The following is a 12,547-nucleotide window of genomic DNA, read 5'->3' on the forward strand; positions in this document are numbered from 1 at the left end:
CGGCGTGGGTGGGGCCGAGGATCAGTAAGGTCGTGCCCCGTGAGCACTCCAGAGAGCAAGAACGCGCACCCCACCTACGCCGACCTCGTCGGTCTGCCGGCCTGGGCCGAGCAGCCCGTGCCGGTCGCCTTCGAGGACGCCAACGGCCACCTCAACGTGCGCCACTACACCGGCATCGCCAGCGAGGGCCTCGACTACTCGCTCGTCGAGCTGGGCATCCCGCAGATGTGGCCGGCCGAGGGGCACGCGATCTTCTCCGCCGAGCACCACCTGACCTACCTCGCCGAGCTGCGCACCGGTGACCGGATGTCGGCACGGGTGCGGCTGCTGGGCCGCTCCGAGCGGGCCGCGCACGCCCTGGTCTACCTGCTCGACGACACCCACGAGCGGGTCAGCTACGTGATGGAGGAGATCTTCCTCCACATCGACATGGAGACCCGCAAGACGGCTCCGTGGCCCGAGGACGTCGCCGCCAACCTCGACGCCCGCATCGCCGAGCACGCCGAGCTGCCGTTCGCGGCCGACGTGTCCGGCTCGATGTCGCTGCGCTGAGCCCCCCACCGCAGGAGACGCAGGAGACGCAGCCGATGCAGCAGGACAACCCTGCCGGGCGGGTCCGTGACGAGGACGCCTTCGACACCGACGCGCTCGCCGCGTGGCTCGCCCCGCGCACCGGGATCGACCAGGTCGCCGAGGTGCGCCAGTTCCGTGGCGGCGCCTCCAACCTGACCTACCTGGTGCGCCAGCCGCGCCCCGACGGGTCGACGTACGACCTGGTGCTGCGGCGACCGCCGAGCGGGCGCAAGGCCGCCGGCGCCCACGACATGGGTCGCGAGCACGACATCCAGGCGGCGCTGGCGCCCGTCTTCGACCACGTCGCGCGGATGGTGGGCCACGAGAGCGACGAGTCGGTGCTGGGCTCGCCGTTCTACGTGATGGAGCAGGTGCCGGGCACGATCCTGCGCCAGGACCTGCCTGCCTCGTGGGGCGAGGTCGACCCTGCCGCGGTGGGGCTGCTCTGCGAGCGCGCCCTCGACGTGCTGGTCGAGCTGCACTCCGTCGACGTGACCCAGGTGCCGGCGCTGGCCGCCCTGGGCCGTGGCGAGGGGTACGTCGCCCGGCAGGTGCGCGGCTGGACGACGCGCCTCGAGGGATCGCGCACCGACGACACCGGCGACTGGTCCGACGTGCTGGGCTGGATCGAGGAGCACCAGCCCGCCGACGTCGCGCAGGTGCTGATCCACAACGACTACCGCTTCGACAACCTGGTGCTCGACGGCGGTCCCGGCGACCCGCGGGTCGTCGCGGTGCTCGACTGGGAGCTGGCCACCGTCGGCGACCCGCTGATGGACCTGGGCTCGACCCTGGCCTACTGGGTGCAGGCCGACGACGACGACATGTTCCAGCTCTTCCGCCGCCAGCCGACCAACGCGCCGGGCATGTGGACGCGCGAGGAGCTGGTGCGGCGCTACTGCGAGCGCACCGGCCACGCCCCCTCGGCCGACGACCTGGCCTTCTACGAGGTCTTCGGCCTGTTCCGGCTCGCGGTCATCGCCCAGCAGATCTGGTACCGCTACGTGCACGGCCAGACCACCAACGAGGCCTACGCCCCGCTCGGCCAGGTCGTGGCCTACCTCGAGCAGCGCTGCCGACGCCTGCTGGCCGCCCGCTGATGGGCGTCGTGCTGCTGGTCCGCCACGGCCAGGCCTCCTTCGGCGCCGACGACTACGACGTGCTCTCGCCCACCGGCTGGGAGCAGGCCCGCACCCTCGGGGGCTGGCTCACCGAGCGCGGGGTGGCCCCCACCGGCGTCGTGCACGGCTCGATGCGCCGGCACCGCGAGACCCTCGAGGCGCTCGCCGAGGGGGCCGGCTGGCAGGCGGGCCCCGCCCACGAGGAGGACGAGCGCTGGGACGAGTTCGACCACCTCTCCGTCGTCGGCGCCTACCCCGACCTGCCCGAGGGCGAGCTCGACCGTCGCGCCTTCCAGGAGGTCTTCGAGCGGGCCACCGAGCGCTGGAGCACCGGTGACCACGACGCCGACTACGACGAGACCTACCGCGGCTTCCGGGCGCGCACCCGCGCCGCACTCGACGCCGTGACCGAGCAGGCCGGCAGCGGGCGCAGCGTCGTGGTGGTCACCTCGGGCGGGGTCGTGGCCGCGGTGGGCGCGGCGCTGCTGCTGGGCGAGCAGGCCGACGACGCGACGTACGCCGCCACCTGGCAGCGGCTCAACACCGTGTGCGCCAACACCTCGGTCACCCGGGTCGTCGTCGGGCGCGGCGGACCGCGGCTGCTGACCTTCAACGAGCACGAGCACCTCGCGCCCGACCAGGTGACCTACCGCTAGCCGGGCCACCGCGATGTCGACCCAGGCGATGAACGCGCTCTGGGCGGTCGGGCTGGGCTCGGTCGTCGCGGTGCTGCTGCTGGTGCCGACCGCGGCGGTGCGCTACCGCCGCACCGGCCGGCTGCCGCCCGGCGAGCTGCTGCTCCTGCTGGCCGCGGCCGTCTACGGCCTGGCGCTGTGGACCTACACGCTGCTGCCGCTGCCCGACCCCGGCTCCTTCACCTGCCGGCCCACCCAGCTCGACCCGCTCACCTCGGTGGGCCGGGTCGCGCTGCCTGACGAGGGCGGTGTGCGGGCGCTGCTGCGCCAGCCGGCCTTCCTGCAGGTCGCCCTCAACGTGCTGCTCTTCGTGCCCTTCGGGTTCTTCGTACGCCGCGTGCTGCGGCGCGGCGTGGTCGTGGCGGGCCTGCTGGGGCTGGCGGCCTCGGTGCTGGTCGAGACCACGCAGGGCACCGGCATCTGGGGCCTCTACGACTGCGCCTACCGGCTGCTCGACGTCGACGACGTGCTGCTCAACGCGACCGGGGCGGTGCTGGGCTCGCTGGCCTCGTGGGCGGTGGTGCGGCGCCGCGACCCGCGGGCCCGGCCGCTGCCCGAGCGGGTGACCTGGGGGCGACGGGTCGTCGGGATGGCCTGCGACGTGGTCTTCGTGGTGGCCGTGGGGGCGGCGGTGGCGATCGGCGTGCGGTTCCTCAACGTCTACGTGCTCGACGTGGGCCCGTGGCGCGACCTGCAGGTGCTGCTGCAGTGGAGCGTGCCGTTCGCGCTCGAGGCGGTGCTGGTGCTGGGGGCCGGTCGCACCGTGGGGGAGTGGGTGGTCTCGTTGCGCACGACGAGCCGCTCGCGCTGGCTGGTGGGCCCCCAGCGGGTGGTCAAGCTCGCCACCGGGCTCGCGCCGGTCTTCGCGCTGGGGCTGGGCGACCTGCCGTGGGGCGGGGCCGCGCTGGCGGCGTACCTCGCGCTGACGCTGGCGGCGACGTGGCCGACCCGCGAGCACCGCGGGCTGAGCCACGTGCTCGCGGGCCTCGAGCTCACCACAGCGGTCAGAGCAGACGCTTGAGCACGCCCAGGGGCGCGTGCCTCATCACCACCGACAGCGGTGCCCACGGCAGCGCGGGCACGCAGGCGGAGTCGGCACGCTTCTCGATGGCCGCGACCATCGAGCGCACGCCCTTCTCGGTGGAGACCATCAGCGGGGTCTGCTGCGCGACCTGCTCGTTCATCTCCGAGGCGATGTAGCCGGGGTAGAGCACGGTCACGTCGACGGTGCGGCCCAGCTCGGTGCCGTGCAGCTCGGTGCGCAGGCCCTCGGCGAGGAACGCGGCGCCGACCTTGGTGGCGGCGTAGGTCGTCATCGACCTGGGCATGCCGCGCATCGCCGACATCGAGGAGACCATCACCAGGTGGCCCGAGCGCTGGGCCCGGAAGACCTCCATCGCGGCCTCGGTCTGGGCCAGCGCGCCGAGGAAGTTGGTGGTGGCGGTCTCGCGGTTGGCGGCGGCCTGGCCGGTGCCGAGCGCGGCCCCCTTGCCGAGGCCCGCGTTGACGACGACCCGGTCGAGCCCGCCGAGCTCGGCGCGCAGCTCCTCGAAGACGACCGGCACCCGCTCGGGGTCGGTGACGTCGAGGGTGCGCAGCGCCACCCGGCGGTCGGGGTGGGCGGCGAGGACCTCGGCGCGCAGCTCCTCGAGCCGGTCGGTGCGCCGCGCGCACAAGGCGAGGTCCTCGCCGCGCGCGGCGAGCTGGCGGGCCATCTCGGCGCCGAGCCCGGAGGACGCGCCGGTGATCAGGGTGGTGGTCATGGGGACAGTCTCGGCGACGCCGCCGGCACCTCACCCGGGAGGTCACGCGACGGTCACCGTTACGAAACCGTTGCCATGCCCCTGGGGGCAACCCCTTGACCTGAAGGGGGGTGATGAATTGTGGTCTATCCCACCCCCGTGTTCGCGACCGACCGTCTCGGTGTCGGCGCACGGCGGGTTCTCGGGCAGCCACAGGAGACATCACACTCGTGCACACCACTGCAGCGAGCCGTTCCACGCGCCAGCGCGGCATCGGCCTCATCTCCGCGGGACTCCTCGCGGCCGGAGTCGCGGCCTCGGTGCCGGCGGCCTCCGCCGCCGACGAGACCGCCACCCCCCAGGCGCCCACCGGCGCCGACGCCCTGACGTCCTACGACGCCGGGCGCTACGTCGTCGTGCTGCGTGACCCCGCGGCCGCGACGTACGCCGGCGGCGACCGCCGCTTCGCCGCCACCCGGGCCCCCCAGGGTGGTCAGTTCCGCGCCGACAGCGACAAGGTGCGCGCCTACACCGCGCACCTCGAGCGCACCCAGCGCACCGTCGCCGCCGATGCCGGCGTCGAGCCGGTCCTGAGCACCACCATCGCCAGCAACTCCTTCGTCGCCGACCTCAGCGCGAAGCAGGCCCTCGAGCTCGCCGGCGACCGCCGGGTGCTGCTGGTGGAGAAGAACCAGGCGCGCGAGCTCGACACCTGGAACACCGGTGACTTCCTGGGCATGACCGGCAAGAAGGGCGCCTGGAAGAAGCAGGGTCCGCGGCCCAAGGCCGGCGACGGCGTGGTGGCCGGCGTCATCGACTCGGGCTACTGGCCCGAGTCGGAGTCCTTCTCGGGCAACGCCATCGGCGAGGAGCCCCGCACCAAGTGGGACATCTCGATGGACGCCGAGGGCAACACCCGCATGGAGAAGCTCGACGGGGGCGTCTTCACCGGCGTCTGCGAGGCCGGCGAGGAGTTCGAGGTCACGCTGTGCAACGACAAGGTGGTCGGGGCGCGCTACTACTCCGACTCCTTCGAGGCCCAGATCGCCTCGGGCGCCATCGAGATGGCCGAGGACGAGTTCCTCTCCCCGCGTGACGGCGGCGGGCACGGCTCGCACACCGCCTCGACGACCGCGGGCAACATCGTGCGCGGCGTCGAGGTCGAGGGTCGTGAGTTCGGCAAGCTCTCGGGCATGGCCCCGGCCGCGAAGATCGCGGTCTACAAGGTCTGCTGGGAGGACACCGACCCCGACACGGGCGGCTGCTACACCGACGCCATCCTGGGCGCCATCGACGACGCCGTCGCCGACGGCGTCGACGTGCTGAACTTCTCGATCTCGGGCGCGACCGACACCGTCGTGGACTCCGTCGAGGTGGCCTTCGAGGGCGCGGCCGAGGCGGGCGTCTTCGTCGCGGCCTCCGCGGGCAACAGCGGCCCCGACGCCTCGACCGTGGCGCACAACAGCCCGTGGCTGACCACCGTCGCCTCGACCACGCACGTGAACTTCGAGAACACCGTCAAGCTGGGTGATGGCACCAAGCTGGTCGGCGCCTCGATCTCGGGCACCCGACTGCCGCAGACCCCGCTCGTCGACTCGGTCTCGGTGGCCGGCACCGAGGATCTCGCCGACGCCGCGCTGTGCGGCCCGGACAGCCTCGACCCGGCCTTGGCCGAGGGCAAGATCGTGGTCTGCGACCGCGGCGCCTACGACCGGGTGGCCAAGTCCGCCGAGGTCGCCCGCGCCGGCGGTGTCGGCATGGTGATGGTCAACCCGTCGGAGAACAGCCTCGACGCCGACTTCCACTCGGTCCCCACGATCCACCTCGACGAGGTCGACGGCGCGACGGTCTACGAGTACCTCGACGAGGCCGGCACCGACGCCACCGCCGCGTTCCGCCTGGGCAACAAGACCGACAAGGTCACCCCGCTGCCGCAGGTCTCGGGCTTCTCCTCGCGCGGCCCGGCCGTCGCCAACGAGTCCGACATCCTCAAGCCCGACATCGCCGCACCGGGCTCGAGCGTGCTGGCCGCCGTCTCGCCCCCGACCAACGCCGGGCGCGACTACGACCTGTACTCCGGCACCTCCATGGCCGCCCCGCACGTCGCGGGCCTGGGCGCCTTCCTGATGGGCACCTACCCGACCTGGTCGCCCCAGGACGTGCAGTCGGCGATGATGACCACCGCCAACCGCACCCGTACCGCCGACGGCAAGGGCTCGGGCGAGGCCCTCGCCCAGGGCGCCGGCATCGTGAACCCGAAGAAGTTCTTCAACCCGGGTTGGCACATCGGCTCCGGCGCGCGCGAGTGGCGCGGCTTCCTGACCGGCCAGGGCCTGCCCACCGGCGTCCCGGCGGTCCCGGCGACCGAGGTCAACCTGCCCTCCATGGCTCAGGGCCAGGTGGCCGGCACGACCTCCTTCACCCGTACCATGGTCTCGACCATGGCCGGCACCTGGAAGGTCAAGGTCAACGTCCCCGGCTTCGAGGCGAGCGTCCCCGCGACCGTCACCGCCAAGCGCAAGGGCGACATCGAGGACCTCACCATCGAGTTCACCCGCACCGACGCGCCGCTGGGCGAGTTCTCGCAGGGTGTCGTGACGCTGGTCGGCCCGACCAAGATGCGTCTGCCGGTCGCGCTGCGCCCGGTCTCGGTCAAGGCCCCGCTCTCGGTCGAGGGCACCGCCACCGACGGCTCGACCACGGTCGAGATCACCCCGTCGACCACCGGTGAGCTGGCCATCGGCACCGCCGGCCTGGCGCAGGGCATCTCGGCCGACGGTTCCGTCGACGAGGGAGACAGCGTGCTGTCGGAGTGCATCGAGATCCCCGAGGGCGTCGACTTCGCCCGCTTCGACCTCGACGCGATCGACGACAGCAGCGACCTCGACCTGTACGTGTACGCCGCCGACTCGTGCGACCCGGCGACCATCTACGCCTACGCCGGCCAGTCCGCGACCGGCTCGGCCGACGAGCGGGTCGACATCACCGCTCCCGTGGCCGGGGCGTACTTCTTCGAGGTCGACGGCTACGCCGCCGGCTCCGAGGGCAGCCCGGTCGAGTACGACTTCGACACCTTCCTCGTCGGAGCCGGTGCGGACCTCGGTGACCTCACCGTCGACCCCAACCCGGTGCCGACCCAGGCCCAGCAGCCCACGTCCTTCGACGTGAGCTGGACCGGCCTGGACGAGGGGGCGGAGTACCTCGGCCTGCTGACCTACGAGGGTGCGCTCGCGCCGACCGTCCTGTCGGTCTCCACCGAGTGACCAGCTAGCAACCAGCACCACCCAGCACGCAGAGGCGGCCGTCCCGGGGACCGGGGCGGCCGCCTCGTGCGTGCCGGCGGAAAACCGTTGCCTACCGGGTATGCATACGTGGTATACATACCCGGTAGGCATGTCCCCAGGACGCGGGTCCTCGACGGGTGGAGGCACGAGATGTCGGTCAAGCAGGCGCTGCTGGCGCTGCTGGAGCAGGAGCCGATGTACGGCTACCAGCTGCGCACGGAGTTCGAGGCCCGCACCGGGTCGGCGTGGCCACTCAACGTCGGGCAGGTCTACACGACCTTGACCCGGCTCGAGCGCGACGGGCTCGTCGAGCCCGCGGGTGCCGACGACGAGGGCCACGAGATCTGGCGGTTGACCGCCGCCGGCCACGACGAGGTCGCCACCTGGTTCACCACCCCGGTCGCGCGCACCCAGCCGCCGCGCGACGAGCTGGCGATCAAGCTGGCCCTCGCGGTCACCGTGCCCGGCGTCGACGTCGGCACCCTGATCCAGCGCCAGCGCAGCGCCACGATGGGGGCGCTGCAGGACTACACCCGCCTCAAGCGGCAGGCCGACGCGTCGACGGGTCGCACCGACCTCGCCTGGAGCCTGGTGCTCGACTCGCTGGTCTTCGCCGCCGAGGCCGAGATCCGCTGGCTCGACCACTGCGAGGCCCGCGTACGCCGCGCGGCCACCCGGTCCAAGCCACTGATCACCCCCGCCCGCTTCGAGCGCGACGAACACGAGGCCGGCCGATGAGCGGGGAGCTGCAGGCCGCCCAGGCAGCGCGCCTGCGCGCGGAGGAGCAGCGCTGGCTGGCCCAGTCGGCCGACCGGCTGCGCGAGGCCGTGGCCCGGGCGCGGGCTCGCCGCGAGGGCACCCAGGAGAGCGCCCGATGAGCGCGCTGCTGCGCCTGCACGGCGTCACCCGCGTGCACGGCGAGGGCCCCACCCGGGTCGAGGCGCTGCGCGGGGTCTCCTTCGCCGCCCACGCCGGCGAGCTGGTCGCCGTGATGGGCCCCAGCGGCTCCGGCAAGTCGACGCTGCTGACCATCGCCGGCGGGCTCGACCAGCCCACCGAGGGCCGGGTCGAGGTGGAGGGCACCGACCTGGTCGCCCTGCCCCAGGCCGCGCGCTCGCGGCTGCGGCGTACGTCGATCGGCTACGTCTTCCAGGGCTTCAACCTGATCCCGGCGCTGACGGCGGCCGAGAACGTCGCGCTGCCCCTCGAGCTCGACGGCGCCCGCACCCGGGCGGCGCGGCAGGCCGCGCTGCGGGCGCTGGAGGAGGTCGGGATCGCCGAGCTCGCCGACCGCTTCCCCGACGACATGTCGGGTGGGCAGCAGCAGCGGGTGGCGATCGCGCGCGCCGTCGTGGGCGAGCGCCGGCTGGTCCTGGCCGACGAGCCCACCGGTGCCCTCGACAGCGAGACCGGCGAGGAGGTGCTGCGGCTGCTGCGGGCGCGCTGCGACGCCGGCGCCGCCGGGGTGCTGGTGACCCACGAGGCCCGGCACGCCGCCTGGGCGGACCGGGTGGTCTTCCTGCGCGACGGCGTGGTGGTCGACGAGTCCGGCTGTGAGCCGGTCGAGTCGCTGCTCGACCTGGGCGCACGGTCGTGAGGAGCTGGCGGCTGGCGCTGCGGGTGGCTCGACGTGACGCCCTGCGCGCCCGGGGGCGCAGCCTGCTGGTGCTGGTGATGATCGCGCTGCCGGTGGCGGCCGTGGCGATCGCCGACACCGTCTACAGCACCTCGCAGGTCTCGGGCGGCGAGGTGCTCGAACGCCGCCTGGGCGGGGCCGCGGCGCTCGTGGAGGTCCAGCGCGGTGCCGGGCAGGTCTACCAGAAGCCCGACCCGGGCGAGGGGCAGGCGTTCGAGGGCGGGGGCAGGGCCGACCCGCTGACGGCGGCGGGCATAGAGGAGGTCCTCGGCCAACGACCCACCGCCGTCCTCCACGAGGGCTGGGTGCGCTTCGAGACCGAGCTCGGCCTCGGCGACGCCGACGTCCTCGAGACCCGGCTCGACGACCCGCTGGCCGCGGGCCTGGTCGAGCTGGTCGAGGGTCGCTGGCCGGCGGACTCCTCGGAGGTCGTGGTCAGTCCCGAGCTGCTCGAGCGTGGCCCGGGCCAGGTGCTGACCCTGGCCGACGGCACCAGCCTGGCGATCGTGGGCACCGCGCGCAGCGCCCGCTACACCAGGCAGCCCCGGGCGTTCGGTCTGCCCGGTGCGTTTGGGCTCGAGGACAACGGCACGGCCGGCTACCTGGTCGGTGGTGGGCCGGTGACCTGGGACCAGGTGCTCGAGCTCAACGCCGCGGGGGCCACGGTGCTCTCCCGCGCGGTGATGCTCGACCCGCCCGCCGACGACGAGCTGCCGATGGAGGTGCAGTGGGGCTCCCAGCTGCTCGAGGCCTCGGTGATCACCGTGCTGGTGCTGGTCGTGGTGATGGTGCTGCTGGAGGTCGTGCTGCTCGCCGGACCGGCGTTCGCCGTCGGGGCGCGCCGTCAGGCCCGCACCCTGGCGCTGATGGCTGCCGCGGGCGGCACCCCGGCGCAGGCGCGCAGGGTGGTGCTGGCCTCGGGGGTCGTGCTCGGCGCGGTGGCCGCCGTGCTCGGTGTGCTGCTCGGGCTGCTCGGCGCGCTAACACTGATGCCGCTGGTCCAGCGCTTCTCGAGCACCCGGTTCGGGCCGTTCGACGTCACGTGGAGCCACCTGCTCGCGGTCGCCGGGTTCGGCCTGGTCAGCGCCCTGCTGGCCGCGATGGTGCCGGCGTGGCTGGCCTCACGGCAGGACGTCGTGGCGGTGCTGGCCGGCCGGCGCGGCGACGCGCGCGCCTCGCGCCGGTCCCCGCTGGTCGGCCTGGTGCTGCTGGGTGCCGGCCTCGCCGCGGCGGTGTGGGGTGCTCGGACGGGCGCGGGTGACGGCGGCGAGATCGCGATCGCCGCCTCCGCGCTGCTCAGCGTGCTCGGCATGGTCCTGCTGGTGCCCGTCGTGGTCGTCGCGGTGGCGCGACTGGCCAGGGGGCTGCCGCTGCCGCTGCGCTTCGCGGCCCGCGACGCCGCCCGGCACCGCAGTCGCACGGTCCCGGCCGTGGCGGCGGTCGCGGCGACCGTGGCCGGAGTCGTCGCGCTGGGGATCGCGATCACCAGCGACGAGGCGCAGAACCGCGAGACCTACACCGCGACGCTGCCGATGGACGCCGTCAGCGTCGTCGACTACCGGCGCCGCGCCGACTACGACCTGCTCGAGGCCACGGTCGCGGGCGTGGCGCCCGACCTCGAGGTGCGCCGCCTCGACGGCGTCGATCCCGACGAGGGGCGCTGGACCGACGTGCAGTTCCGGCGCACCGGCGGGGAGTCGGTGCTGTCGTCGTACGGCGGCTCGTTCTCCTCCAGCGTGCTGGTGGCCGACGAGGTGCCGGGGCCCGCGACCGGGCTCTCGGACTCGGAGCGGGAGGCCGCCGACCGCACGCTCGCGGCGGGCGGCGTGCTCGCCTACGTCGACGCGCCGGTGGCCGACGACGAGGCCGTGGTGGTGCTGCGGGTGCGCGGCCCCGATGCTCGCCGCGAGCGGGCCGTCCTGCCGGCCACGTTCGTCGTCGTCGAGCAGGGCTACGCACCGCTGCAGGGCGTGCTCTCCGAGGCGGCCGCCGAGCGGCTCGCCGCGCCGGTGCGCGAGGTGGGGCTCTACCTGCCCGGCCCGGTGCCGGCCGGGCAGGAGCGCGACGTGGCCGAGGCCGTCGGGGGCGTGGCCGCCGACGCGTCGGTGTACGCCGAGCGCGGCTACCAGGCCGACGACGAGACCGTCATCGTGCAGCTGGTGCTGGCCGGCCTCGGCGCGGTGCTGATGCTGGGCGGCACCCTGACCGCCACCTTCCTGGCGCTCTCCGACGCCCGGCCCGACCTGGCCACCCTCTCCGCGGTCGGTGCGACGCCCCGCACCCGCCGCGGGGTGGCGGCGGCGTACGCGCTGGTGGTGGGTCTGGTGGGTGCGGTGCTGGGCGCCCTGGTCGGCGCCGTGCCGGGGGTGGCGATCACCTACCCGCTGACGGCGCCGTACGGGTTCGGCGAGGGTGCGGGCGGGCCCAGCCACTACCTCGACGTGCCGTGGCTGCTGGTCCTCGGGGTGGTGGTGGGTCTGCCGCTGCTCACCTCGGCCGTCGTCGGCCTCACCGGCCGGTCGCGCCTGCCGCTGGTGGCCCGGCTCGAGTAGACGGGGGCCTTGACAATCTACAACCAATTGGTTGTATGTTGGTTCCATGGACGGAGAGGACGCGGCGGACGCCTGGTTCCACGCACTGTCCGACCGCACCCGGCGCGACATCCTGCGCCGGGTGCTGGCCGGGGAGCACTCCGTCTCGGCGCTCGCGGCGTCGTACGACATGAGCTTCGCCGCGGTGCAGAAGCACGTGGCCGTGCTGGAGAGGGCGGGCCTGCTGACCAAGCGTCGGCAGGGCCGCGAGGCTCTCGCCAGCGGCGACGTCGCAGCGGTGCGGTCGGTGGGCGCGATGCTCACCGAGCTGGAGTCCCTCTGGCGGGGCCGCATCTCCCGGATCGACGAGCTGATCGCCGAGCCCGATCCCCGTGCCGAGCCGGCACCCCCACCTCACATCCCGAAGGACTGAGCACCATGCCCGTCACCGACGTATCGCACGACCTCGCCGCCCGCACCCTGACCATCGTCGCCGACTTCGCGGCGCCCCCGAAGCGGATCTGGGAGGTGTACGCCGACCCGCGCCAGCTCGAGCGGGTCTGGGGGCCGCCGACCTACCCGGCCACCTTCGTCGACCACGACCTCGCCCCCGGTGGGCGGACGAACTACTACATGACCAGCCCCGAGGGGGAGCGCTACTACGGCTACTGGGAGGTCGTCAGCGTCGACGAGCCCTTCGGCTTCACCTTCGACGACGGTTTCGCGCTCGACGAGCAGTTCACCAAGAACACCGACCTGCCGGTGAGCTCCAACGTCGTCACCTTCGTCGAGCACGACGGCGGCACCCGAGCGACGTACGTCGGCACCTACGCCAGCGCCGAGGCGCTGCAGGCCGTGCTCGACATGGGCATCGTCGAGGGCTCGTCGGCGGCGATCAACCAGATCGACGAGCTCGTCGCCGGATGAGACGAGGAGGCCGGGAGTCCGCGCCCCGGGAGGTCGCG

The 12,547-nt window shown here is 73.7% G+C and carries 12 protein-coding genes; 11 read left to right on the plus strand and 1 reads right to left on the minus strand.

The features are described 5' to 3' along the window. Positions 1-39: 39 nt before the first annotated feature. The 4 genes from JOE61_RS10970 to JOE61_RS10985 are packed head-to-tail and all read left to right on the plus strand — an operon-like array spanning position 40 to position 3,410. Positions 40-552 carry a thioesterase family protein gene (locus JOE61_RS10970; protein ID WP_193669486.1) on the plus strand — a complete coding sequence of 171 codons (513 nt, stop codon included), beginning with the start codon at positions 40-42 and terminating at the stop codon, positions 550-552. A 35-nt stretch (positions 553-587) separates the two neighbouring features. Then, positions 588-1,673 carry a phosphotransferase family protein gene (locus tag JOE61_RS10975; protein ID WP_193669487.1) on the plus strand — a complete coding sequence of 362 codons (1,086 nt, stop codon included), beginning with the start codon at positions 588-590 and terminating at the stop codon, positions 1,671-1,673. Further along, on the plus strand, positions 1,673-2,350 hold the full coding sequence (locus JOE61_RS10980) for a histidine phosphatase family protein (protein ID WP_193669488.1): 678 nt from the start codon (positions 1,673-1,675) through the stop codon (positions 2,348-2,350). The genes JOE61_RS10975 and JOE61_RS10980 overlap by 1 nt, the downstream gene beginning before the upstream one ends. Positions 2,351-2,363: 13 nt before the next feature. After that, on the plus strand, positions 2,364-3,410 hold the full coding sequence (locus tag JOE61_RS10985) for a VanZ family protein (protein ID WP_193669489.1): 1,047 nt from the start codon (positions 2,364-2,366) through the stop codon (positions 3,408-3,410). Here the strand turns inward: JOE61_RS10985 and JOE61_RS10990 are convergent. Then, positions 3,394-4,152, minus strand: coding sequence for an SDR family oxidoreductase (locus JOE61_RS10990; protein ID WP_193669490.1), 759 nt, complete (start codon positions 4,150-4,152; stop codon positions 3,394-3,396). The two genes, JOE61_RS10985 and JOE61_RS10990, sit on opposite strands and share 17 nt — an antisense overlap. Before the next feature lie 209 nt (positions 4,153-4,361). On the opposite strand from JOE61_RS10990, the gene JOE61_RS10995 reads away from it, so the two are divergent. The 7 genes from JOE61_RS10995 (at position 4,362) to JOE61_RS11025 (ending at position 12,509) form a co-directional block, all read left to right on the plus strand. After that, positions 4,362-7,394, plus strand: coding sequence for a S8 family serine peptidase (locus JOE61_RS10995; protein WP_193669491.1), 3,033 nt, complete (start codon positions 4,362-4,364; stop codon positions 7,392-7,394). 171 nt (positions 7,395-7,565) lie between these two features. Beyond that, positions 7,566-8,153, plus strand: coding sequence for a PadR family transcriptional regulator (locus JOE61_RS11000; RefSeq protein WP_193669492.1), 588 nt, complete (start codon positions 7,566-7,568; stop codon positions 8,151-8,153). Next, on the plus strand, positions 8,150-8,293 hold the full coding sequence (locus tag JOE61_RS11005) for a hypothetical protein (protein WP_193669493.1): 144 nt from the start codon (positions 8,150-8,152) through the stop codon (positions 8,291-8,293). The genes JOE61_RS11000 and JOE61_RS11005 overlap by 4 nt, the downstream gene beginning before the upstream one ends. Beyond that, positions 8,290-9,012 (plus strand): ABC transporter ATP-binding protein, encoded by a 723-nt coding sequence (locus JOE61_RS11010; protein WP_193669494.1) that lies wholly within the window; start codon positions 8,290-8,292, stop codon positions 9,010-9,012. The genes JOE61_RS11005 and JOE61_RS11010 overlap by 4 nt, the downstream gene beginning before the upstream one ends. Then, positions 9,009-11,603, plus strand: a complete 2,595-nt coding sequence (locus JOE61_RS22510) for an FtsX-like permease family protein (RefSeq protein WP_193669495.1) — start codon at positions 9,009-9,011, stop codon at positions 11,601-11,603. Before JOE61_RS11010 ends, JOE61_RS22510 begins: the two co-directional genes overlap by 4 nt. Positions 11,604-11,649: 46 nt before the next feature. Beyond that, positions 11,650-12,015, plus strand: coding sequence for an ArsR/SmtB family transcription factor (locus tag JOE61_RS11020; protein WP_193669496.1), 366 nt, complete (start codon positions 11,650-11,652; stop codon positions 12,013-12,015). Positions 12,016-12,020: 5 nt separating this feature from the next. Then, on the plus strand, positions 12,021-12,509 hold the full coding sequence (locus tag JOE61_RS11025; RefSeq protein WP_193669497.1) for an SRPBCC family protein: 489 nt from the start codon (positions 12,021-12,023) through the stop codon (positions 12,507-12,509). Positions 12,510-12,547: the final 38 nt, after the last annotated feature.

It is taken from the genome of Nocardioides salarius (genome assembly GCF_016907435.1).
Classification (GTDB): Bacteria; Actinomycetota; Actinomycetes; order Propionibacteriales; family Nocardioidaceae; genus Nocardioides; species Nocardioides salarius.

Excerpts from the sequence above, each read along its gene's own strand:
- JOE61_RS11000 (WP_193669492.1), top strand. The coding sequence starts at position 7,566 with ATGTCGGTCAAGCAGGCGCTGCTGGCGCTGCTGGAGCAGGAGCCGATG.
- JOE61_RS11010 (WP_193669494.1), top strand. The coding sequence starts at position 8,290 with ATGAGCGCGCTGCTGCGCCTGCACGGCGTCACCCGCGTGCACGGCGAG.
- JOE61_RS11025 (WP_193669497.1), top strand. The coding sequence starts at position 12,021 with ATGCCCGTCACCGACGTATCGCACGACCTCGCCGCCCGCACCCTGACC.
- JOE61_RS10985 (WP_193669489.1), top strand. The coding sequence starts at position 2,364 with ATGTCGACCCAGGCGATGAACGCGCTCTGGGCGGTCGGGCTGGGCTCG.
- JOE61_RS10980 (WP_193669488.1), top strand. The coding sequence starts at position 1,673 with ATGGGCGTCGTGCTGCTGGTCCGCCACGGCCAGGCCTCCTTCGGCGCC.
- JOE61_RS10990 (WP_193669490.1), bottom strand. The coding sequence starts at position 4,152 with ATGACCACCACCCTGATCACCGGCGCGTCCTCCGGGCTCGGCGCCGAG.
- JOE61_RS11005 (WP_193669493.1), top strand. The coding sequence starts at position 8,150 with ATGAGCGGGGAGCTGCAGGCCGCCCAGGCAGCGCGCCTGCGCGCGGAG.
- JOE61_RS10975 (WP_193669487.1), top strand. The coding sequence starts at position 588 with ATGCAGCAGGACAACCCTGCCGGGCGGGTCCGTGACGAGGACGCCTTC.
- JOE61_RS11020 (WP_193669496.1), top strand. The coding sequence starts at position 11,650 with ATGGACGGAGAGGACGCGGCGGACGCCTGGTTCCACGCACTGTCCGAC.